This window comes from Croceitalea sp. W27, from assembly GCF_055693185.1.
This window is the reverse complement of sequence record NZ_CM146327.1, coordinates 1,024,598-1,049,285: the sequence shown is the minus strand read 5'-3', so window position 1 is coordinate 1,049,285 and position 24,688 is coordinate 1,024,598. Positions and strand designations below refer to the sequence as shown.

Annotated in this window: 16 protein-coding genes; 8 read left to right on the top strand and 8 right to left on the bottom strand. The window is 37.6% G+C overall.

Annotated features, from left to right (window positions below):
• Window positions 1–17: 17 nt before the first annotated feature.
• The 7 genes from ACZ1GR_RS04700 to ACZ1GR_RS04670 all read right to left on the bottom strand — a co-directional run bounded on the left by ACZ1GR_RS04700 (window position 18) and on the right by ACZ1GR_RS04670 (window position 14,480).
• Window positions 18–2,045: a thiol-activated cytolysin family protein gene (locus ACZ1GR_RS04700; RefSeq protein WP_472611068.1), complete on the bottom strand. Its 2,028-nt coding sequence runs from the start codon at window positions 2,043–2,045 to the stop codon at window positions 18–20.
• 386 nt (window positions 2,046–2,431) lie between these two features.
• Complete coding sequence (locus ACZ1GR_RS04695; RefSeq protein ID WP_472611067.1) at window positions 2,432–4,324, bottom strand: tetratricopeptide repeat protein; 1,893 nt, start codon at window positions 4,322–4,324, stop codon at window positions 2,432–2,434.
• A gap of 5 nt (window positions 4,325–4,329) precedes the next feature.
• Window positions 4,330–6,192: a tetratricopeptide repeat protein gene (locus tag ACZ1GR_RS04690; protein ID WP_472611066.1), complete on the bottom strand. Its 1,863-nt coding sequence runs from the start codon at window positions 6,190–6,192 to the stop codon at window positions 4,330–4,332.
• A 99-nt stretch (window positions 6,193–6,291) separates the two neighbouring features.
• A complete protein-coding gene (locus ACZ1GR_RS04685; RefSeq protein ID WP_472611065.1) occupies window positions 6,292–8,040 on the bottom strand; it encodes a hypothetical protein in 1,749 nt (582 codons plus the stop codon).
• A 257-nt stretch (window positions 8,041–8,297) separates the two neighbouring features.
• A complete protein-coding gene (locus ACZ1GR_RS04680; protein ID WP_472611064.1) occupies window positions 8,298–10,172 on the bottom strand; it encodes a tetratricopeptide repeat protein in 1,875 nt (624 codons plus the stop codon).
• Window positions 10,173–10,338: 166 nt separating this feature from the next.
• Window positions 10,339–12,387 (bottom strand): thiol-activated cytolysin family protein, encoded by a 2,049-nt coding sequence (locus tag ACZ1GR_RS04675; protein ID WP_472611063.1) that lies wholly within the window; start codon window positions 12,385–12,387, stop codon window positions 10,339–10,341.
• A 224-nt stretch (window positions 12,388–12,611) separates the two neighbouring features.
• On the bottom strand, window positions 12,612–14,480 hold the full coding sequence (locus ACZ1GR_RS04670) for a tetratricopeptide repeat protein (RefSeq protein WP_472611062.1): 1,869 nt from the start codon (window positions 14,478–14,480) through the stop codon (window positions 12,612–12,614).
• Between the two features lie 129 nt (window positions 14,481–14,609).
• On the opposite strand from ACZ1GR_RS04670, the gene guaA reads away from it, so the two are divergent.
• The 4 genes from guaA to ACZ1GR_RS04650 are packed head-to-tail and all read left to right on the top strand — an operon-like array spanning window position 14,610 to window position 19,199.
• A complete protein-coding gene (gene guaA / locus ACZ1GR_RS04665; protein ID WP_472611061.1) occupies window positions 14,610–16,142 on the top strand; it encodes a glutamine-hydrolyzing GMP synthase in 1,533 nt (510 codons plus the stop codon).
• On the top strand, window positions 16,142–18,268 hold the full coding sequence (locus ACZ1GR_RS04660) for a PBP1 and LysM peptidoglycan-binding domain-containing protein (protein WP_472611060.1): 2,127 nt from the start codon (window positions 16,142–16,144) through the stop codon (window positions 18,266–18,268). Before guaA ends, ACZ1GR_RS04660 begins: the two co-directional genes overlap by 1 nt.
• 2 nt (window positions 18,269–18,270) lie before the next feature.
• Window positions 18,271–18,678, top strand: coding sequence for an OsmC family protein (locus tag ACZ1GR_RS04655; RefSeq protein ID WP_472611059.1), 408 nt, complete (start codon window positions 18,271–18,273; stop codon window positions 18,676–18,678).
• Window positions 18,663–19,199, top strand: a complete 537-nt coding sequence (locus ACZ1GR_RS04650; RefSeq protein ID WP_472611058.1) for a DUF922 domain-containing protein — start codon at window positions 18,663–18,665, stop codon at window positions 19,197–19,199. The genes ACZ1GR_RS04655 and ACZ1GR_RS04650 overlap by 16 nt, the downstream gene beginning before the upstream one ends.
• Here ACZ1GR_RS04650 and ACZ1GR_RS04645 read toward each other — a convergent pair.
• The gene (locus tag ACZ1GR_RS04645; protein ID WP_472611057.1) at window positions 19,196–20,059 is read right to left on the bottom strand and encodes a hydroxypyruvate isomerase family protein; all 864 of its coding nucleotides are present in this window, start codon (window positions 20,057–20,059) and stop codon (window positions 19,196–19,198) included. The two genes, ACZ1GR_RS04650 and ACZ1GR_RS04645, sit on opposite strands and share 4 nt — an antisense overlap.
• A 44-nt stretch (window positions 20,060–20,103) precedes the next feature.
• Between ACZ1GR_RS04645 and ACZ1GR_RS04640 the strand changes: the two genes are divergently transcribed.
• From ACZ1GR_RS04640 to ACZ1GR_RS04625, 4 genes are all read left to right on the top strand, one after another.
• Complete coding sequence (locus tag ACZ1GR_RS04640) at window positions 20,104–20,340, top strand: DUF3820 family protein (protein WP_377765262.1); 237 nt, start codon at window positions 20,104–20,106, stop codon at window positions 20,338–20,340.
• Between the two features lie 55 nt (window positions 20,341–20,395).
• Window positions 20,396–22,033: a CTP synthase gene (locus tag ACZ1GR_RS04635; RefSeq protein ID WP_472611056.1), complete on the top strand. Its 1,638-nt coding sequence runs from the start codon at window positions 20,396–20,398 to the stop codon at window positions 22,031–22,033.
• 64 nt (window positions 22,034–22,097) lie between these two features.
• Window positions 22,098–23,957: a membrane protein insertase YidC gene (yidC, locus tag ACZ1GR_RS04630; RefSeq protein ID WP_472611055.1), complete on the top strand. Its 1,860-nt coding sequence runs from the start codon at window positions 22,098–22,100 to the stop codon at window positions 23,955–23,957.
• 62 nt (window positions 23,958–24,019) lie between these two features.
• Complete coding sequence (locus tag ACZ1GR_RS04625) at window positions 24,020–24,577, top strand: DUF6515 family protein (RefSeq protein ID WP_472611054.1); 558 nt, start codon at window positions 24,020–24,022, stop codon at window positions 24,575–24,577.
• Window positions 24,578–24,688: the final 111 nt, after the last annotated feature.

The window sequence follows — 24,688 nt, the reverse complement described above, 5'->3', positions numbered from 1 at the left end:
ACTAACTCAAACTAAACCTAATTGATTACCCATGGGCCTTGGAAGAGGTCGTTTTGACCGTTGGAAGCACCTTGTGATATCCATTCTATGATTTCAGTGCCCTCTTCATTGACAAAGAGATATCTTAAACCTCCTCCACCTGGGTTGAATCTGGTTCCAGCACCTACATTAGGGAAAAGACTTCCTCCTTCGTTATCATCGGTTAGCCACAGTACAGAGGATACTGGTTCTTCGAACCGCCCATTATTTTCGGAAAAATATTGTTGAAATTTATCATCCTCACGATTAAAAAAGGCCATGGTTTCACCACCTAGTCGTACGCCGGCGCCAATACCATTGGTAAGTTGAAAAACTGCAGATCCAGGGTCATTGCTGCCAAAAATATCAAAGACATTGAATATTGGTGAACCTTTGTTGTCAGAGTAGGTGACCACCTGGCCAGTAGGTAAACTGTTTGGTGGAATATTTCCTGATTCTACCGTTGCTATATTACATAGGTTACCGGTGTCATTAAAAATATAGACCACATTTGGCGCAAAATTCACAGCAGCGCCTACGCTACCTACGGGTACATTGCCCAAAGGTCCTAAAGGGAATTCTGTATTGGCTTCATTTACTGCAAAAAGTATGGGCAGTGCATCTTCGCCTGCTCCATCTTTATATACCCCAGGTAAATTGCCATTGTACCATGCATAGCGATCACCCGTTTTATTGAAAACCAATACATGGTATTCTGAAATATTCAACATTGCTCCAATACCGTCTTCAAAGAGACCATCAAGGTCGGAATATATAAAGGGTGGTAAAATACCTTTTAGTTCACAATTTTTTATGGTGTAGCGCGTGGCTAAATTAGTGCTTACAACCTGACTTGGGTCTTCTAAACTATTAACGACATAAGATAAGGGTAATCCAGTTTCAATATTTCCGGCAAGTGCTAATCGGTCAACAATATCCTTAAGGTTGTCAACCGCCTCGTCGCCAGCAAAAACCGAGCCTACTGCTTCTAAGGTTCCTTCAGAGTCTCCCCCGTAAGCAATAACTTTTACCTGTAAGTTGTTGTATTCTCTTAATTTATTAATACTGACCTCAGCCTTGGCTTTTCCGGCAACGGCATTATATGAACCTCTTAAGGTTGCTTCCATATCTTGGGCAGATGCCGATGATTCGTATAACATATAGAAGATTCTGCCATAGGTTACAGATGAGATGAATGTTGCAGGATTATCTGGTTGAACAAAAGTTGCCAATTGCTCTGGGGTTACACTAGAATCAAAAACTTCATCAAGACTGGTAGGTTTTACATAACTCATGGTATAATATTGTTGTGTGAGTTTTACCAATACTGAGCTTACATCACTACTACTGTTATAACTAAAATCGCCGTTAACTTTTGTAGTAAAATTAGAAACGCTTAGCCCCATTTCAACTGCTAACTGTTCTCTTGAATTAATGGCTACAACATCTAAAGTAAAGCGTGCTGGTGCGTCGCCGCTGCCAGCTATAATATCGTTCATGGCTTGTTGCACGCTTCCTTGATCAATAACATCGACACTTCTGGTAGCGGTTTGATTTCCATTAACCAGATCGTAGGTAATGGTGCCAGCAGCACGTTTTACAACGATATCTCTGGGAGTGGCATCCCCAAGGGTTTTGCCTTGTAAAAGGTTGCCCGGCCAAATAACCGAGGCATTGGGGTTGTATAAAGGAAAAGTATGGGATCCACCGGTGATATCAACTTCTTTCTCGGTGCAGACCCATCGCTGTTCTATGGTATTGTTAAGATTGGTACTATCCTTACGATTAAAATCATCTTCTGCCGTGGTCTCAGTTCCCGCAACTTCTGTTTCGGTTATATTGGGTGGAAAATTTTCAAATGCATCGCCACTTGCAACTACTTCTGCAAGGGTATTTCCAACCATTGGATCTGTTGGGTCCGTTGGGTCCGTTGGGTCGTTTTCGGAACCATCTTTACTACATGCTACTACTAAAATTAAGAATAGTAGCATAAAAAAACTACTTAATAATTTAAAATTTGTTTTCATCACTTTTTGTTTTGTGGTTAAACTTTAATTCTGTTTTGTGTGACTTACTCGATTATTGGACTGCAGTTCCTAACCGAGCAAGACCACAAAACTGGTTGTCATGAGTTCATATAGAATTCTGATGACACCACAAACCTAAAGCGCTCTTTTTGAGGAATAAAAAAAGTAGGGTGGACAAGAGGTGGACACCTTAAAAATAGTTACGGGACAATGGGTAGACAGCCTTGTGAAGCCCTATTCTTAATGGGGTAAGAGAAATAAATGCAAACGTCACTTCGAGTGATTTTTATATAAAAATCGTATCGAGAAGTATAGAAATATTGGTTTTTCAAACATTCTCGATGCACGCCACTTGATAGTAGCGCACTCGAATTGACAAAAATTAACTAAAGGCTTAACACCAAGTCTTGCAGAGAGTCTTCAGTAGTGATATCTAGCTTTTTCCGCAGTCGATAACGCGCTTTTTTGATGCCTTCAGGAGAAATGTTGAGGATATTGGCAATCTCTTTTGAAGAAAGATTCATTTTTAAAAGTGCCAAAAGGCGTAATTCATTTGAAGTCACATTAGGGTATTTGCTTTTCACATTACTATTGAAATCTTTATGTACTTCTTCAAAATAACGTGAAAAGTTCTCCCAATTGTTGTCATCCTGTAAATCAAAATTGATGGATTGGATGAGTTGGTTGTAACCAGTTCCTGTATTTTCCTTTTCTTTTAATTCTTGGGCCTTGAGTTTAAGATTTTCTAAAGTTTCATTTTTTCTAGCAAGATTCAAGGCATGTGTGGTCAATTCTTTCTTTTTAAAAGCCAGTTCGGTATCAACTTTTTCTTTTTCTAGTTTATTTCGTTTTAGTTTCTGTCGAATACCATAAAATCCAATCAATGATATGACTAATAATCCGGCAAGTAGTATTTTTTGAAGCGAGCTGATTTCAGCTTTTTGTTCTAAAACTGTGATTTCCTTTTCTTGAAGCCCAATTTGTTGTTCTTTTTTTTCGGTATCGTAGATGGCACGAAGTTCCTCGATCTGTTGTAAACTTATAGTATTGAATATTGAATCCTTCAATTTTTGAAATATCAACTGATCTTCTATCGCTTTTTTTAGATTTCCTGTTTTATAGTATGCTTGAAATCTATAATTGTGTGCATTCTTTAACTCATTTATAGGACCTTTTCCCGTTGCACTGTCAATAGTCTTAGATAAAAAAGGGATTGCTTTTTTTGGTTGCCCAGAATTCAAATAAACATTTCCTATTTCATTTTGTGTTATGAGAATGTTAGTATTATAGTTATACCGTACATGAATTTTCAATGCTTCGTTAAGATGTTCAAGTGCTTTTTTAAATTGTCCATTTTTTGTGTAGACTTTACCTAGGTGAGAGAGTGCATTACCTTCACTCTCTGAAATATTAAACTCTTTAGCCAAGTTTAATCCTTCATTTAAGTGATTAATGGCCGAATCATATTTTTTTAAATAATAATAGGTATTACCTATATCGTTGTTAATACTTGACAAGTAAACATTATCTTTTTGATCTCTATATATTTTAGCAGCTTTTTTAAAGTACTTTAACGCGTTTGTATAGTTTTTCCTTAAATATTCTATATGTGCTAATTGTCTTTGGGCATCTGCTTTACGCCATGGTTTTTTATAAACAGTATCTAAAACGCGCAAGGCATCTAGTGTTTCTTGATATGCAATTTTGTAAAACCCCTTATTAATATAAACATTGGATTGATTTCCTTTTGTAATTGCATATTGATATAAAAGGTTTTCTCTTTTATATATATCTAAAACCTCCCCATACTTCTTAATAGATGCCTCATAATTTCCTGTTATATCATCAATAACAGCAAGCGAACTTAATGTAGATGCATAACTACCATCTTTCTTTAATTTCTTATAAATTGCCAATGATTTATTGTAATAATATTTGGCAGAATCAAGCTTTCCAATATTTTCAAAATATGAGCCTAGATAATAATAAGATGTTCCAACCCACATTTCATTATTAGCATGCTCTGATGCCTTTAATTCCTCAAATGCTAATAATTTTGCTAGATAAGGTTTTTCATAAAGAAAAACATAGTATAATCTAGCAATCGCATCAACCTTTAAACTATCATTTTTTATAGTCCTATAAGTATTTATAAGACTATCAACTCTTTTGTTTTTTCCTGGATAGGAGTTCAAAAGGCTATCAAGCTCTTTTTGTCCTTTAACCTCTCGTGGTAAGAATACGGCAATAATCAATAGTAGAAAAGCGGTTTTTTTCATAATTTTTAAAGGCTTAACACCAAATCTTGTAAAGAGTCTTCCGTAGTAATATCTAATTTTTTCCGCAGACGATAACGTGCTTTTTTGATACCTTCTGAAGAAATATTCAAAATGTTGGCAATCTCTTTTGAGGAAAGATTCATTTTTAAAAGCGCCAAAAGACGTATTTCATTTGTGGTAACCTTGGGGTACTTGGTCTTTATATTGCTATTAAAGTCTTTATGTACTTCCTCAAAATAGCGAGAAAAATTCTCCCAATTATTATCATCTTGTAGGTCAAAGTTGATGGAACGTATTAGTTGGTTGTAACCTATTCCCGTATTTTCTTTTTCCTTCAGTTCTTGCGCTTTTTGTTTTAGGTTTTCCAATGTTTCATTTTTACGTGCAAGATTCAAGGCATGTGTGGTCAATTCTTTCTTTTTAAATTCAAGTTCGGCATCAACTTTTTCTTTTTCGAGTCTATTGCGTTTCATTTTTTGACGGAGGGCATAGATTCCCATTATAGATAATAATAAGGCTATACCCATTAGGATCCGTTGCAAATTACCGATAGAAGCTTCTTGCTCTAAAACTGTTATTTCCTTTTCTTGTAACGCAATTTGTTGTTCTTTTTCTTTTGTTTCAAACTCGGTCTTTAATCGTTCTATTTCTTTGGTTCTTTCAATATTGTGGACCGTATCATTAATTGTCTTGTACTTTTCATGATCTTCAAATGCTTTTTGGTAAGCACCTAAAGATGCATAGGTTTGCGCTCGATCTCTGTACGATTGATAGAGGTCGTCCTTATTGCCTATTGAATCTGCCAATGCAATTGCCCGGTTAAGATAGGGTAAGGCCTTGTCTGGCCTGTTTAATTCTTCAGTGTATACGGCTCCTAGTCGTTTTAGCGCCCAAGATTCTGAAAGCGCATGTTTTGAAATGTATCTAGAGTGTTCGATAGAATTCTTTAAAAAATCGATACCCTTTTGGGTCTGTCCTAATCTTATATAGGTCTTACCAATATTGAATAGGGTAATGCCAATTAGTCCTTGATTTTCTACTTCTCGGGAATAGGTTAGGCTTTCAAGTAAGTACTCTAGCGCGATGTCATAGTTTTCTATAACATAGTTGGAATTTCCTAAATCGTTGAGTGCTAATCCTATTTTTCGTTGGTTATTTTGTTTTTTATAGATGTCAAGCAGCTCCTCCTTTATTTCAATAGATTTTGCTTTGTTGTCGGTATAATGATATAACGAGGCCAGTGCACTTTTGACTTTCACTTTTTCATTTTCTAAATTTAAATTTTCTGCAATTGCCAGCGCTTTTAATGCAGCCTCAAAACCTTTTTTATATGTTGTTTGCCGCATATTTACTTTAGCACTTATCAAATGTAGTTTTAGTAAGACTAAAGAATCTATAGGGGAAGTGGAGTACTTCGCTATGTTTTTTCTGATGGAAACCGACGCTCCTTCATAATCTGGAATAAGATATAATAGCTGTATTTTATCGTAGGTTACGAGACCTATTGCACGACTATCCTTTAGGGATTCATATAGTTGTAAGGATTTATCAAAATAAATTTTAGCAGAATCTAATTTACGTACAATCATTAGTGATTTTCCTAAACGGTAAAAAGATTTGGCGATACCAGCCTTATCGTCCAGTTGTTTTGCCATTTTTAGGGCTTCCATTGAATAGGTATGAGCAAGCTTCGGGTCGCTTTGATAATACAGTTCGGATAAGGCATTTGCAGTATGCACTTTTGATGAATCTGTTTCTAGACCGTTATAGACTTTTAAAAGGCTATCCAATTTTTGATTTTGCTGGGCACAGAGCGGGGGAGATATGACACAAACAAACAAAAACCAAAAGATGATTTTAGAGTTCATAGAGTTTTGGTTTGTTTTAAAGATACATTTTCTAAATCTATTTAAAATAAAAAACAGGCCCGAAAGCCTGTTTTTAAATGACTAACTCACATTAAATTTTCACCCACCACAATTGGCTGCCACATCCTGTACTTCGCTTTTGGCACTGAGTACCTTGCCCAAAGTTGCAGTACCCTTGACCGTGATATCTATGAAATCTGTGCCAACCTGAAATACTACTCCGGAAAAACGACTGAACTGTAATTGCGAACGGAGCTCTTCACCGGAAAGGGAGCCACTCGATTCTGTGGCCCTTAATCGAAAACGCTGTACAAATTGTACTTTGGTATTGTCATATATCTGCGCAACGTCATACACCAAAGATGCGCTGCCCGGTGGTACCGTAACGGTACGTTGAAAGAAGATAGTTTCCGTTGTAGTACTTTCAGATTCGCTGAAAACAGAAGATTCAGAAGTCATGCTTACGCTTGCCTCCAAGGTTGAAGTAACCGATGCGTTATAATTTGCAGTATTGCCAAAAAATCCGGCCTCGAACTCTGTACCAACGGTGGCAGAAACACTTGTGCTTACTGAAGTTGCTAATGAAAAGCTTTCTTCCCAACCTATAGAATTTGTGATGGATACCGACTCGTCACTGCCCACTGTTTGTGATAGCTCTCCAGTACCACAATTGGTGAGTGTGCTATTGGCGCCAAAATCGGTACCCGGTGCGGACAATATTGGTGCTAAAAACGTTGTGCTGATGTTTTCTGCGCTCCATTCCAGAGAATTGGAAATAATCCGTAACAAAACATCATCATCGTTCGTTCCCAATACAAACCCTATGCCTCCCTTCACTTTTACCGTTCTATTGCCTGGTTTTGAGACGAGATTGTAAACGCCATCGGATACTTTTTTAATGATGAATTTGTAATCGTCAACATTAGCTGCATTCAGTACTTCTTCAAAAGAGTCAAAAAAGGACAGTCTTGGTGCGTCAACGACTTGCCCTTGAATAGTGAGGCCATTGGCTACTGAGAAAAACTTGCCGTCTGCCTGTATTTTTATGGCATAGGTGTTTGGTTCATCTGGAAACGGAACAAAATTGAAAATAAAGTCGGGCTGGGTTTCAATACCTGAAAACGTAGAATTTGAAGATCTGGTCATGATATTGCCAAACCCACTATTCCTGTTGACCCTTAACGCACTTTCCAATGGTGTTCCATTGCTATTCACCGTTTGCATATAGTATGGTGTATCTTCTTTAAGGGCAATGGTGTTAATGGCTTCAGTTTCCTCTAAATCTGCTATATTTAACTGTATAGGTTCAGGATTGGGTCTAAAAATGACCGCTGATCGCTCTTGGAAAATTATGGTATTCCCGTCGTTATCTTTAATTGTGATGCTTACGGCAACGCCATCTTCAAGTTCTTGCAAAGCCACTTCACTTAATCCTTCGATAGCGATACTTACTTGCCCCATAAAAGTGATTTGTTCAATTTCAACTGTTTGCGAATAATCACCATTGGTCGCTGTAATACTTACTTCGGCCGTTGCCGGAGTATATCCTTTTTTCGCAATGTTTCGGGCATTGATCACCATGCCAAGTTCACCTGCAAATTTTTCAAAATCATCTTCCGTAATTTGACCTTCGGTTTCTACAATTTCACCCACACCTTCGGGGCACCCTTGGTTACTGCTCGGACCAGATTGTGTAGGGCAATCATCCATCGAATCTGCAATACCATCACCATCAGTATCTACAATAGGCGTTTCTGTAGTACCTTCATCTTTACTACATGAAATACATGCAGTCAGAAAACAGATACTAAGTATTGTAGCCCGTAAAAAAAGTTTTTGTGTTTTCATCTCTTTAATTTTTGTGGTTAAAAATGAACTGTTTTTGCGTGGCCTACCCGGTCGCGTTCTGCAGCACAGGGCCGAGCAAGTCACCACAAAAAGGTCGTTGCCATAAGACAACACCACAAACTTATTGTGCTTGCCAAGGGATAAAAAAAAACAAGGGGTGACAAAGGGGTTACAACAAAATAAAGAGGGGTGACAAAAGGGTGACAACTAAAAAACACCCTATTTTCAGGGCGTTTCAAGAGCTTTTAAATAAGGTGTTAAATAGCTATAATCGTTGTTTCCAAAGAATCTTCAGGTGCCAACTGCATCTTTTTGCGCAATCTATTGCGTGCTTTTTTCACACCTACCGCCGAAATATTCAAAATGTTAGCGATTTCTTTAGACGAAAGGTTCATCTTAATCAATGCCATTAATCTAAGTTCATTTTTGGTGATATCAGGATATTTTAAAACTACCTCTTTTTCAAAGTCTTTATGTACCGCTTCAAAATAACGGGTAAAATTTGCCCAAGCCTTATCATCTTGTTGATCAAAAGTGATGGTCTTAATCAGTTCTTGGTATGATTTACCGTTATCATCGGTTTGTTTGAGCTCAGATGCTTTTTGCTTTAGGCCCTCTAAGAGTTCGTTCTTTTTGGCAAGATGTAGGGCATGGGTGGTCAATTCTTTCTTTTTGAAGTCAAGTTCAACCTCGACTTTTTCACGTTCCAGTTTGTTGCGTTTGATTCTTTGACGAAAACCGTAAAAACCGGAACCAAAAACTAAAACGGATAATACCAGACCAGAAGCTAAAAACCATTTTTGTAATGCGCTCACTTTTTCTTTTTCTTGTAGCAGTGCAATTTCTATGTTCTGTTGGGCAATTTGCTGCTCTTTTTTTTCAGTATCGAAAATGGCGCGCATTTCTTCTATTTGTTGAGACTTACTTTCGTTATAAATACTATCCTTTAAGACCAAATACTGTTGTAGGTCTTCATAAGCAAGCTTGTAGTTACCTAGACGTGCATACGAAGTTGAGCGCTCTTGATATCCTAAGTTTTTAAAGGCTTTATTGCCGATGCTATCAGCTAAGGGAATCACCTGGTCAAAATAGGTTATCGCCCGCTTTTCATCGCCCATAGCGCTATAGGTGACCCCTAGGCCATTCAAGTTTTCCACAATTTTGTTTTTACTGCCGATTTCCTTGACAATGCGAAGGCTTTTTTTTCCAAAGTCCAAAGCTTTGGAGTAGCGTCCCATTTTTGTATTGGTAATGCCCAAATTGGCCAAAACAGTAGCCTCTAAGTTAACGTTGCCTAGTTCTTGCGCCAGTTTTAGCCCCTTCAGCAAATAGTTTTCCGCACTTTCAAAATCATCAGTATTGTAATAGGCCATTCCAATATCATTATTGGCCACCGCCTGATAAAAGGTATCGTTATATTCTTGGTAAATGCCCAGGGCCTTTTGGTTATAGGTAATAGACTGTTCAAAATTTTCATTTGTAAGTTCTATGGCCGCCAAGTTATTATACGAGTCCGCAAGCATTACCCTTTGGTCAAGTTTTTCTAAAATTTTTACTTGTTCAAGTATTTGCTTTAGTGCGATTCGGTAGTTTCCTTTTTGTATCTGAATAGATCCGTTGATTCCATAAGCTCTTGCTAAAGCCACTGAATCATTTAGTTTGGTCTTCAACAAGGTGATAACAGTATCATTTATTTTTAGGGCGGCATCAAAATCACCACGGTCAAATTCAAAAATGGCCATTCCGCTTTTGACCAAAATATGGCCTTTTAAAGAGGGTATTGTCTTGTACAGAGCTTCTGCCTTATTGTAATAGGCCAAGGTAGAATCTTCTTGTGAGGCGTTGCTATGATAAACCCCAATATCATAATAACTTCTGGCAATCCCTTTTTTATAATCAAGTTCTTGAGCCAAGTGAAGTGCTTTTTCGGCATATTTCAATGCTTGTTTAGGCTGGTTGTATAAATAGGATTGAAATAGGCTTTGAAGCGTTTTTACCTTGCTGGTGTCATTGGGTTGGGCTTTGTATGCGTGTAGCAAACTATCCAGTTTGGTATTGTCTTGCCCAAATATGCATTGTGAACAAAAAATGAAACAGATTACAACAATATGGAAATGGAAGCTTTTTTTCATCTAACTTGGTTTGGCATGGGGAATATCACTAAAGTACTAGATTATTTTAATTGTCGTTAAAAATGGCTCTTTAACTTCAAGAAAGTGACCTTTTTCTAAATCTAAATTTAGCAACAATAAAAAACAGGCCCAAAGGCCTGTTTAAAAACTAACTCAATTCAACTATCTAATTAATTACCCACGGGCCTTCGAAACGGTCTTTACCTTCGTCTGAAGATGAGAACCATTCCTTGATTTCATTTCCGGCTTCATTTACAAATAGATATCTACCGCTACTGCCACCGATTGTGAAAAAGGTAGCTGCCCCCACTTCATCGAACAAGGCACCATTATTTGCTATACTAACAGGATCGAAAAACCAGGTATTCGAAGGAACTTCAGTGCCCCAAGTTCCGTTTCCTTCAGCTTGGTATGTTTGAAAACTATCGCCTGGTAAGCTGAAAAATGACATTGTTCTTGCCCCGTTTCTAACCGCAGCTCCAATACCTTTTGAAGCTATGGTAAAACCGTCACTATCTCCAAAAATTTCATTTACCAAAAGTACATTTCCAGTAGCGCCAAGCGGTGCAGCCGGTAATTGATTATTGTTTACATAATTGCTAAGTAAGATAATTTGTAGTTTGGTTCCGGTGCCATCAAATATGTAGAGTCTACTTGCCAGGTCATCCGCCCATTGCACCGCTGCTCCAACATTTTCCAATGCTAAGTCCCCTAATGGGGCGTTTGGGTCATCGAGGTCAAAGATTCTTCGATCACCATCACTTAGAATCCCTGGGGTATTTCCGTTGTACCATGCGTATTTATCTCCTGCTTTGTTAAAGATCAATACATCACTGTTGCCAATGTTTGCCATTGCCCCGATACCATCATCAAAGAGATCTAACAGATCAGCATATAGCCCAGGAGGTAATGTTCCTTTTAATTCGCAATTCTTAACAGTGTATTTCGTTGCCAAATTCGTGCTAACCACCTGGCTTGGGTCTTCTAGGCTATTAACCACATAAGATAATGGCAAGCCACCTTCAATATCACTTGATTCGGCCAAACGTTCAACAATATCCTTTAAGTTGTCTACGGCTTGCTCGCCATCAAAAGTCGAACCTACGGCATTTAAAGATCCTTTAGAATCACCACCGTAAGCGATTACCTTTACGGTTAAGTTGTTATATTCTTTTAAGGTTTCAATGTCTACACTGCCCTCTACTTTTCCTGCTACGGCATTGTAAGAGCCTCTTAAAGAAGCTTCCATGTCCTGTGCGGATGCAGAAGATTCATACAACATGTAAAAAATACGACCATAAGTAACAGAAGAAATAAAGGTTCCTGCATTGTCTGGTTGAATAAAGGTTGCCAATTGCTCTGGGGTAACGCTTGGGTCAAAGACTTCATCAAGGCTGGTAGGTTTTACATAGCTCATGGTATAATACTGTTGTGTGAGCTTTACCAAAACACTGCTCGTTTCAGTACTGGTGTCCAATGAAAAATTACCACTTACCTTAGTGGTTAAATTTGAAAATTTTAAGCCCATTTCTAATGCCAATTCTTCTTTAGAATTTATGGCGACAACATCAAGTGTAAAATTTGCAGGAGTAATATCACCGCTTTGCGCTATAATATTGTTCATGGCCTGTTGCACGGTTCCTTGGTCCACAACATCAACATCTACTGTAGCTACAGGGTTACCAGTAACCAAGTTATAGGTAATTGTACCACCAGCACGTTTTACGACGATATCCGATGGGGTTGCATTATCCAAGGTTTTTCCTTGTAAAAGGTTACCAGGCCAAATGACTGATGCATTTGTGTTGTATAATGGAAAGGTATGGGTTCCACCGGTAATGTCTACTTCTTTTTCTGTACAGACCCAACGTTGTTCGATAGTAGGTCCTTCGGCACTTTCTTTTCTATCATAGTCTTCGTTTTCAGTCGTTTCCGTTCCGACAACCTCATTTTCGGTTGTATTAGGTGGAAAGTCTTCAAAGGCATCTCCACTTGCTACTACCTGGGCTAGGGTAAGTCCAGATGCATCTTCTGGGCATCCGTTATTACTTGCTGGACCTGATTCATTTGGGCAACTATCATTTGCATCTACGATACCATCACCATCAGTATCTAATACCGGGTCGGTAGTTGGGTCGTCTTTACTACATGCTATCGCTATAACTAACAACAGCAATACAAAAATTCGATTTAATAATTTAAAATTTGTTTTCATCACTTTTTGTTTTGTGGTTAAACTTTAGATTTTGTTTTGTGTGACCTACTCGATTTAGATCTGCAGTATCGAACCGAGCAAGACCACAAAACTTGATTGTTGAACTAACAACACCACAAACCTAGGCCCTTGAATTCAGGCCATAAAAAAAGGATGGGGTACAAAGGGGGTACAGCCTATGAAACTAATGTTTATAGGTGTTTCAAGAAGATGTTTAAATTGGATTAAATCGCTAAAACCGTATTTTCAAGCGAATCATCGGGTGTTAACCTCATCTTTTTACGGAGTCTTTGCCTTGCTTTTTTGATACCGTCGAGCGAAATATTCAAGATAGTAGCAATCTCTTTTGAAGACATATTCATTTTTAGCAAGGCCATAAATCGGAGTTCATTTTTAGTAACCTCAGGATACTTGTTTTTGACGTTTTTGGCAAAATCTTTATGTACCTGTTCAAAGTATTGGGTAAAGCTCTCCCAGTTTTTATCATCTTGCTGGTCAAAGTTAATGGTCTTAATCAGTTCTTGATAGCCTTTAGTATCACCTTGCAATTTTAAGTCTTTGGCCTTTAGTTTTACGTTTTCCAGCACCTCGTTTTTTTTGGCCAGATGTAGGGCGTGAGTAGTGAGTTCTTTCTTTTTAAAAGCCAATTCGGCTTCTACCTTATCTTTTTCGAGTTGATTGCGCTTTGTTTTTTGGCGAAAGCCATAAAAACCAAAGCCAAGTGCTAGTATTGAAAGTGACATACCACCACCTAAAAGTAATTTTTGTTGGTTACTGATTTTGACTTCTTGCTCCAATACCGTAATCTCTTTATCTTGAAGTGCTAATTGCTGTTCTTTCTTTTCGGTTTCGTAGATGGTGCGTAATTCTTCTATTTGCCTAGATTTATTGGTGTTAAAAATGGAATCATTTAGAATCTGAAATTCTTTTTGATCGGCAAATGCTTTATTAAATTCACCTAATTTTTCATAAACCAAAGCTCTACTTTCATATCCGGTTTTTAATTCATTTATACTCCCAATAGAATCAGATATTTTAATGGCATAGGTGTAGTTTTCAATTGCCTGTTTATAGTTATTTTTTGCATTGTAAGCATCTCCTATTATGGTATAGATGTTTGATTGATTGGATTTTGAATTTTCATTTAGTTTTAGACTTTTATTTAAATAATCTAACGCTTGTTCGGGATTGCCATTTTCAACCAATACCATACCAATATTGGCATACGAGATTGCAATAAAATTATCACGTTCCATCTCTATAGAGAACTCCAAAGCTTTTTTAAAGTGCTCTAAGCTCTTGTCATATTCTTTCATTTTAAATAAGGAAAGTCCAATTTCAGTATTTGTGATACATTCGTAAGTGGTATTTTTTTCAGCAATAAAAATTTCTAACGCCTCGTTTAAATAATCTACGGAAGTATCATAATTTTCTCTTAAGCCCTCTATTCGACCAATACCTATTAAAACATCGCCTTTCTGTTTTTGATTATTTCCTTCTAAAGTATCTAAAACCTTTAAGGAGAAAAGAAATTCTCTGAGTGCTAATTCATAGTTACCCTTTTCCATATAAACAGTTGCCTTATCTCTTTTTGCCCAAAATAATTCTATACCATCACCAATTTCCATAGCCATTTCTATAGCTTCATCATACATTTCTAATGCCTTATCATAATTTCCTTCAAGTTGCTCAACCTTGATTAAACTATTTTTCATAGAAAGTAGCTCTCCTTTATCACCTAATTTTTCCCATAGTTTACATGATTTTTCATAGTAATATCTGGCAGAGTCAAGTACATAAGTACTATTATATATAATGCCTAAATTGCCTAAAGCTTTTGCCTTACCTCTTTCGCTATTCAATTTTTCAGCTAGTTTTAATTGAATTTTCACATAGCGTTTGGCTTCACTAATTTTACCATTACGGAGCTGTTGTATAAATATTTTATGAAGCGTTGTGAGTTTATCAATATTGTCAGCTTGTGTTTCATAAGACTGAATTAAACTATCAAGTTTTTGATTTTCTTGCCCCCAAGAGTAGAAGGAAATACAAAGAAAAAAGAATACGAATATGGTGAGGATTTTGGTTTTCATCTGGTTTGGTTTGTGGGGGGATGTGCTTCTAAGATACTATTTTTTGACAATTCTCGATCTTGTTAAAAACATATCGTAAATATCCCTCTAGAAATCTTTCTCAATTTTTCGATTTTCCTATTTTTGCCCATGCAAAACAAAGTCCTAATTCTAGACTTCGGCTCTCAGTATACTCAACTCATTGGTAGACGTGTTCGAGAGCTGAATATTTTCTCTGAAATTAAACCTTTTAACAACCCCCCAAAAGACCTCTCTGAGTATAAGGCGGTAATACTTTCAGGCTCTCCTTTTTCTGTTAGAGCTGATGATGCACCGCACCCAGATTTGTCGGAAATACGTGGTAAAAAACCATTGTTAGGTGTTTGTTATGGAGCTCAATATTTGGCCCATTTTAATGGTGGAAATGTTGAAAAATCAAACACTAGAGAATATGGTCGCGCAAATCTATCGCATGTAGAAATTGGCAATCCGTTTTTAGCAAAGGTCAATACCGGAAGCCAAGTATGGATGAGCCATGCGGATACCATCAAACAACTTCCTGAGAATACCCAGCTTTTAGCAAGTACGCATGATGTAGAAAATGCCGCTTTTAAATTTGATGGGGAAGAAACGTACGGTATTCAATTTCATCCTGAAGTATACCATTCCACCGATGGAAAACAGTTGTTAGAAAATTTTCTAGTCAACATCGCGGGAATCGAACAGACTTGGACTCCTGATGCTTTTGTAGAAACTACAGTTGCTGATCTTAAAGAAAAACTTGGAGATGATAAAGTGATTTTAGGCTTATCTGGAGGCGTCGATTCTTCGGTTGCTGCAGTTTTGCTTCATAAAGCTATTGGCCCCAATTTGCATTGCATTTTTGTAAACAATGGCTTGTTGCGTAAAAATGAGTTTAGCGGAGTATTAAAACAGTACGAAGGCATGGGTCTTAACGTTAAGGGTGTTGATGCTTCGGCACGCTTTTTGGATGAATTGGCAGGGGAGAGCGATCCCGAGAAAAAACGTAAGATTATCGGTCGTGTTTTTGTTGAGGTATTCGATGATGAATCGAAATTGGTTGATGGTGCTACATGGTTGGCCCAAGGAACTATTTATCCTGATGTGATTGAGTCGGTTTCGGCCACAGGTGGCCCTTCGGCAACAATTAAGAGTCATCATAATGTTGGTGGATTGCCCGATTATATGAAATTAAAAGTAGTGGAACCTTTAAAAATGTTGTTTAAAGATGAAGTGCGAAGGGTAGGAGCTAGTATGGGATTGGATAAAGAACTTTTAGGAAGACATCCCTTCCCAGGACCTGGTTTAGCAATCAGAATTTTGGGTGACATTACTCCAGAAAAGGTGTCTATTTTACAAGAGGTAGATGCTATTTTTATTGATGGTTTAAAAAGTAATGGCCTTTATGATAGCGTTTGGCAGGCAGGTGCTATGCTTTTACCCGTAAATAGTGTGGGCGTAATGGGTGATGAACGTACTTATGAAAAATGTGTAGCTTTAAGAGCTGTTGAAAGTACAGATGGAATGACGGCAGACTGGGTGAATTTACCCTATGAATTTTTGCAAAAAACGTCAAATGACATCATTAATAAAGTCCCTGGAGTGAATCGTGTCGTATATGATATTAGTTCAAAACCTCCAGCGACTATAGAATGGGAATAATGAAAAGATTAGTTTTTAAGATAGTTTGTGTATTTGCCGTAGTATTTTTTATCAGTAACAAGGTTGCCGCACAACAAAAATACACTACGCATAATGTAAAGAAGGGAGAGACTTTAACCAGTATTGCAAAGCAATACCGCGTAACACCATATTCTATACTTCAACTAAACAAAGAGCTGAAAAACTCTGAGGATATCAAGCCAAATACAATTTTGGTAATACAGGTTGCCGGTAAACCCATTGTTCAAAAAGAAGAACCAAAAGAAAAAACCAAAATAGAACAAGAAGCTCCTATCGGATACGAAAGACATCGTGTTAAAAAGAGAGAGACGATGTTCGGGCTCACCCAGCGCTATGGGGTTACCGAAGAACAAATAAAAAAGTACAATACCCAATTATATTCGGAACAGCTTAAAAAGGGAATGGTACTGCAGATACCACAGTACCCTGAAGTTGAAGAGGAAAAGGAACTGGAGGCTGAAATTTATACCGTAAAAGCAAAAGAAACACGGTGGAGTATTGCCAACAAATATGGTATTACAGTAGATAGCTTGGTAATTTTGAATCCTGAACTGCCTAAAAACACGACCTATTTGGCCAAAGGGCAAGAATTAAAACTGCCCAGACCTAAAGGTGATGGACTTAATGAGCAAGAAGTGGTGCTGTTTGAATCATACACCGTGCCTAAATCTATTGGTATTTTTAGGATAAGTCAAAACTATGGAATTTCAACTGATTCGGTTATCAAGTTGAACCCAGAGATTAATGAGCTAGGTGGTTTAAAAGAAGGGATGGTACTGCGTTTGCCAAAAAAGAAGCCTGCTACCGAGATCGTAAACACGGATAACTATGTTTTTTATGAAGTAAAACCAAAGCAGAATATTTTTAGGCTAACACAAAACCTTAAAATTTCACGTGATTCGCTTTTCGCCCTAAACCCAGAGTTAGAAAATGGCTTAAAAGCAGGCATGGTGATAAAATTGCCTAGAGTTAAGGCCAAACAATTGGACGTAAAAAACTCACTTGTTCTTGATAAAATAAGCCTTGTTGATAGTATAAATATTGAAAATAGGCCAAGTCTTCTTTTTTTATTGCCATTTCGATTAGATAGGGTTGATTTTACGAACACAGCGATGACAAAAAATCAATTGAAAAGAAAAGATTGGAAATCTGCTTTGGGTATGTATACTGGGGCTATGATTGCTTTTGACTCGGTTAAGAGAATGGGGCTTTCCGTTGATGTGAAAATTATAGATACCCAAAGAAACTTTGAAAGAACCAAGATGATGTTACAACAACAATCGTTGGCCAATTTTGATGCTATTGTAGGTCCAGTTGATTCGAGGTTGTTGGGAGAGGTTGCTTTACAGGCATCTAATTATAATGTTCCTGTTGTCGCTCCTTATGCCTCTAAAAGTGATTTAAGTTTGAGCAACGTCTTTTTCTCAATGCCAGATGATGAAAGTTTGCGTAAACGTATTTTAGATTATGTGGCAAAGGAAAAAACAAAAGAAAGAGTATTGGTTATTGCCGATGACAAACATCAAGCGGCAAAAGATTCTATTATTTCTAGGTTTCCTAGCGCAAGGGTAGCCAAAATGAGTAAAGACGGTTCGTTACATCTCGAAGATTTTTTACTCATGCTTTCTGAGAACCAAGAGTATTGGGTCTTTGTAGAAACAGAAGATAAAAATCTAGTCGCGAGTATAAGTTCTATTCTTAATGCCGCAAACTCAGAAAAAGACTACACGGTGCGCATGTTTACGACCAATCATAATAGTGCTTTTGAAGGTGATGAGGTTTCGATGCCCCATTTATCCAATTTAAAGTTTACGTACCCATCTGTTTACAAAGAAACTTTAGGTGATAGTTTTACAGAAGCTTATCAAAAAAAGTTTGGCCATGAGCCTGACCCTTATGCAACACGAGGTTTTGATTTGACCTTAGATTTACTTTTAAAGTTGGCATACAAAAAGAATTTAGAAGCTACCGCACAGTTAATTGGTTTAACCGAGTACAGTGGTAATAAGTTCAACTACTACAATAAATGGACAAAAGGTTACTTCAATAATACTTCTTATCTTATACAATATGATCAATTGCAAATAAAACAAATCGAAGAATAGCAATGATGTCTAAAGTTACTTATACCGGTGAATTGCGAACTACATGTCACCATACACGTTCGGGAAACGAGTTTATTACTGATGCCCCAGTAGACAATAATGGTCTGGGCGAAGCATTTTCCCCAACGGATACGGTCGCTACAGGTTTGGCAAGCTGTATGCTTACCGTAATGGGAATAAAAGCAAGAGATTTGGGTGTTGATTTGACCGGGGTTACTGCAGATGTCACAAAACATATGGCTTCAGAGCCTAGAAGAATAGCTAAAATAGAAGTGCATATAGAACTTCCTTCGGCTGTTTCTGATAAACATAGAACTATACTAGAGCGCACGGCAAATACCTGCCCAGTGCATCATAGTCTGCACCCCGATATCGAAAAAGAAATTACCTTCAATTGGACAAAGGCCTGATTATAACATATATTTTTCTAGTTTTTGGGATAAGTTGTTTTTCTCAAGATTTAGAGGAGTCTTATGTCTGGAATGCCAATAAAAAACTTACCTGGAAAGATTTTAAGGGAGAAGTGCCTCCTGATGCTGTACCGGCCGCTACAACTGCAAGCGGTATCAGCTATAAGTATTCTGCGAATTTTTTACATCATGAAGTAAAACTTGATTTTGAGGTCAATGCATTTTTCTACCCCAATGAATCATGGTATAAGCCTTCGGTTTGTAATAATCTCATCTTGAGTCATGAACAGCTTCATTTTGATATTTCAGAATTGTTTGCAAGAAAAATGCGGAAACGGTTAAATGAAACTTCATTTTCTGATAATGTGAAAGCAGAGGTTCGAGCGATCTATAAAGAGACCCTGAAAGAACTTTCAGATTTTCAAGACCGTTATGATTGGGAAACCAGCTTTTCAAGAAATCGAGAACAGCAAATTCGTTGGAATGAGCAGATAGCGCTGGCTTTGGCTAAAGAAAATTAGACATCACAGCGTAAAAAGGCATCTTTTAAAGCCGCTATTTTATCTTCCCAAGTCACGATAAATTCTTGCGCTACATACCCCTTAAATCCGGTATCCAAGATGGCTTTCATAATGGCAGGGTAGTACAGCTCTTGGGTTTCATCAATCTCGTTTCGCCCTGGTACCCCGGCAGTATGGTAATGCCCAAAGTAAGGATGATAATTCTGAATACTTCTGATAATATCACCTTCTTGAATTTGCATGTGATAAATGTCATAAAGCAACTTAAAGTTTTCGCTACCAAGATGTTTGCAAAGTTCTATTCCCCAAAGTGAGTTGTCGCACATATAATCTGGGTGGTTCACCTGATTAAAAAGTTCCATTTGAATTACAACGCCATGTTCTTCGGCCAAAGGAATAATTTTTGAAAGTCCATCTACACAATTTTGAAGACCTACATAATCGTTCATGCCTCGTCTATTGCCGCTAAAACAAATTAGGTTGGTATAACCCGCCTCCGCCACTTGGGGTATAATATCAGTATACTGCTTAATTAATTGTTCATGATATTTTGGGTCGTTCCATCCTTCTGTCAAACTGATTTCTGCACCATTGCACATTGAACAGTGAATATCATATTTTTTAAGCAGCGGCCAGTCTTTTGGTCCAATGAGATCTATGGCCTTAATGCCTAATGTATTCAACTCTTTTAAAAAATCCTCTAGGGGAATATCCCCAAAACACCATTGACAAACACTATGGTTTATATTGTTCTTGAGTTCAAAATCTTTTTCTACGGTATTTGTTTGTGCTAAACCAGATGTGGTGACCATACCTGCTGCACCTATTGCTGAGGCAGCTACAAAATCTCTTCTTTTCATTAGTGACTTTTCTAACATGAAAGATAGTATTTTTAGCGAAATAAATGGAAATTAAACCAGACAAACAAGAACTGCTAAAGTTGGTGCATTACAAAATGCCCTTTGGTAAATACAAGGATAGGTATTTGGTCGATTTGCCTATTCCCTACCTAGTATGGTTTAAACAGAAAGGGTTTCCTGAAGGAAAATTAGGTGACTACCTACAGACCATTTTAGATATAAAATCAAACGGTTTAGAACCCATGATCAGAAAGCTGAGAAAAGAATTCCCGAAGGATTAGCCGAAATATCTACCTATAATACGTACCTTTATGCCCCGTAATAGTAGATACAATCATGTCACAAACCAAGTACATTTTTGTTACGGGAGGCGTAACATCTTCATTAGGTAAAGGTATTATCGCCGCTTCTCTGGCTAAATTACTTCAGGCTAGAGGTTACAAAACAACCATACAAAAATTAGATCCTTATATCAATGTCGATCCAGGTACATTAAACCCTTATGAGCATGGGGAATGTTATGTAACCGATGACGGTGCGGAAACAGATTTGGATCTTGGGCATTATGAGCGTTTTTTAAATGTAAAAACATCTCAGGCCAATAATGTTACCACGGGTAGAATTTATCAAAGTGTTATAGAAAAAGAGCGAAGAGGGGAGTTTTTGGGCAAAACCGTTCAAGTAGTGCCCCATATTACTAATGAAATCAAAGAGCGTATCCAAATTCTTGGTAACAGTGGCGAATATGATATTGTAATTACTGAAATTGGAGGTACTGTTGGTGATATTGAATCTTTACCTTATATAGAAGCGGTTCGCCAACTTCTTTGGGAATTAGGGGATAACAATGGTATCGTTATACACCTCACTTTGGTACCTTTTTTATCGGCAGCAGGAGAGTTAAAGACCAAACCTACACAACACTCGGTAAAAACCCTGATGGAAAGTGGAATAAAAGCGGATATTTTGGTCTGTCGTACCGAGCATGAAATATCAGATGATATTAAAAACAAGTTGGCACTTTTCTGCAATGTAAAAAAAGAAGCCGTAGTTCAATCAATTGATGCATCTACTATATATGACGTACCTATTCTAATGCAAGAAGAAGGTTTAGATACCGTTGCGCTTCAGAAACTGGCTCTGCCCGATAATTCTAAAACCGATTTAGACAACTGGAAGCAGTTTCTTCAAAGACATAAAAATCCAAAAAGTGAAGTTACCATTGGTTTAATAGGTAAATACGTTGAACTGCAAGATTCTTATAAATCCATTTTAGAATCATTTATTCATGCAGGTGCGGCAAATGAGGTTAAGGTAAATGTGCGGTCCATACATTCAGAACATATTACTTCGAAAGACTTAGCTAAAAAGATGATGGGCCTCAACGGTATTTTGGTGGCACCTGGTTTTGGAGAAAGAGGTATAGAAGGCAAAATTCTTGCCGTGCAATATGCTAGGGAGAATAACATTCCATTTTTAGGTATTTGTTTGGGTATGCAAATGGCGGTCATTGAGTATGCAAGAAATGTTTTGGGTTATACCGATGCAAATTCGACCGAAATGGATGAGCAAACTCCAAATCCAGTAATCAACTTAATGGAAGAGCAAAAGACCGTGACCAACAAAGGAGGTACGATGCGTTTAGGTGCATGGGACTGTAATTTGAAAAACGATACACTTGCCAAAGAGATATACAACGGCAAAACAGAAATATCGGAACGTCATAGACACCGCTTTGAATTTAATAACGAATACAAAGAAGAGTTAGAAGGTGCTGGGCTTATTGCCTCGGGTATAAATTCAAAAACCAATTTAGTAGAAATAGTAGAGATACCTTCGCATCCTTGGTTTGTAGGAGTGCAATATCACCCAGAATATAAAAGTACTGTTGCCGACCCGCATCCACTGTTTATCGGATTTGTGAAGGCGGTCTTACAACAGAAACTGCAACAAACTAATGCCAGTTTGGCATAAAAACCACATTTGGATATATATTTGCCAACCTAAGTTCGTAGATAAGCACCACTAAATAACTTTCATGGAAGAAAAGAAGTTTGATATTAATACGGTTATTGGCTTTGTATTAATTTTTGCCGTAATGATAGCGATGTTCTACTTCAATCAACCCACACCTGAGGAAATTGAAGCGGAAAAGGCCAAACAAGAGCAAGTAGCAGCAGAGGCTAAAACCAACCAAGTTGAGAAAATCGAAGAACAAAAACCAGCTGTTATCGATTTGCAAGATTCCACAGCAGTCGCGAATTATAAAAGTGCTGTAGGGGCATTTGGTTTTACAAAAACTTCAGAAGGAACTACTAAATTGGAAAACGAAGTTTTATACTTAGAAATTTCCAATAAAGGTGGGCAGATTGTTGAGGCAAAGATGAAAGACTTTGTTACTTATGACTCTATACCCGTGCATTTGATAAAAGATGGTAACGCGAACTTCGCCATTTCTTTTTCAACAAACGACAACAGGGTTTTAAGCACGGCGGATTTGTTTTTTGAGCCTATACTTAGCAGTAGTGGTGATAATCAGATTCTTTCTTTAAAGGCCAAAGTTTCAGATAACCAGTATTTAGAATATCGGTATGAAATGAAACCAAAAGATTATTTGGTAGATTTTACCGTAAGGTCCCAAGGTTTAAACAGGGTTTTGAATTCTTCGAAACCGCTAAACCTGGAATGGAAACTGAAGGGTATACGACATAACAAAAGTGTACAGTACGAAAGTCGCTACACTGAAATGATGTACAACTATGAAGACGGGAAGATAGATTATCTTTCAGCTAATAGTGATGATGAAGAAACTGAAGAAGATGTGCAATGGCTTTCTTTTAAACAACACTTTTTCACTTCTATTTTAGCGACAAAAAAGAACTTCAAAACCGCCGAAATCAGCTCGGTTAATTTAGTCGAAGAAGAAAGTAAAGAAGTGAAGTTCACTAAAGATTTTTCTGCAACTATCCCCTTGGCCCTCGAGGGTGGTGAAATTTCTGAGAGTTTAGATTGGTATTATGGCCCTACTGATGTTAAAGTACTAAGCCAGTACGATGAATATCAGTTAGAAGATACCATTTATTTTGGATGGGGTATTTTTGGTTGGATCAATAGGTACGTTTTTACGCCTTTTTATACTTTTTTAAGCTCTTTCTTACCATATGGTATCGCTATTATCATAATGACTATTATTGTTAGATTGGCATTATCACCTGTAACATACAAGTCATACCTGTCACAGGCAAAAATGAAAGTATTAAAGCCGGAGATAACGGAAATCAACGAGAAGTATAAAGACAATGCCATGAAAAAACAGCAAGAGACCATGAAGTTGTATGGCAAGGCTGGGGTAAGCCCCATGAGTGGTTGTGTGCCGGCATTGTTACAATTGCCCATTTTCTACTCACTGTTCATGTTCTTTCCTACGTCATTTGCCCTAAGACAGAAATCCTTTTTATGGGCGGAAGACCTAAGTTCATACGATACTATTTTTAATCTTCCATTTACAATTCCTTTTTATGGGGATCACGTGAGTCTATTTCCAATATTGGCCTCGGTGGCTATTTTCTTTTATATGATGATGACAACTGGCCAAAGCATGCAAATGCAACAGCAACCTGGTATGCCAAATATGAAATTCATCATGTATTTGTCGCCATTAATGATGTTGTTCTTCTTTAATAACTACGCGAGTGGGTTGAGTTTGTATTATTTTGTTTCCAACCTAATTACGATTGGTATCATGTTAGTCATCAAGAACTATATTCTAGATGATAAAAAGATACATGCCCAAATACAAGAGAATAAAAAGAAGCCTAAAAAAGAGAATAAGTTCCAGAAAAAGATGCGTGAGATGATGGAGCAAGCTGAAGCTCAGAAGAAGGCTGGGAAAAGGTAGGGATTAAACCTTTTTGGGGTAGTGAGGTCTAAGAGTTATATAAACCATTTCTTATATATATTATGAGACTTTTAATACTTGTATTTTTTGTTTTATTTCTTGTTCCAACGTCAAACATTGAAGCCCAAACTGCTCGTCAAAGTGAGATTCGAAAATCCAGAAAAGAACGACGTGTAAAACGAAGGGTAGTACGTCGTGTGAACAAACGGGTGGCCCGAAGAACCTTACGCCGTCTTCCAGCCAATACCAGACCTTTGGTGTACAGGAACACTACTTTTTATCCTGTTGGTAGTATGTATTATGTGCAGAGAAATAGGTCCTACGTTAGGGCATTTCCACCAAGGGGATTCCGTTTAAGACGATTGCCCGCCGCTGCCATAGCCTTAACAGTTAAAGGAGTTCGTTACCGATATGCTGCAGGGGTTTTTTATAGGGCTCAAGAAAATGAGGAATTTGAGGTGACCGAAGCCCCAATAGGTGCCGTTGTTCCGGAATTACCGGAAGATTCTTTGGAAATCGATTTTGAAGGAATCCCTGCTTATGAACTTAACGAAGCAGTCTATAAAGCCGTAGAGGATGGATATGAGGTTATTGATGTTGTTCTTGAGGACAAACCGTAAACTTTTTATTGCAATGTAATGCAGCGCAACAGCGCTAGAATAAGAAATCCTTAGGGGAACTTTTGTTAAAAAAAACTTCCTCCTTTCGGAGGAAGCTTTCGCCATAATAGG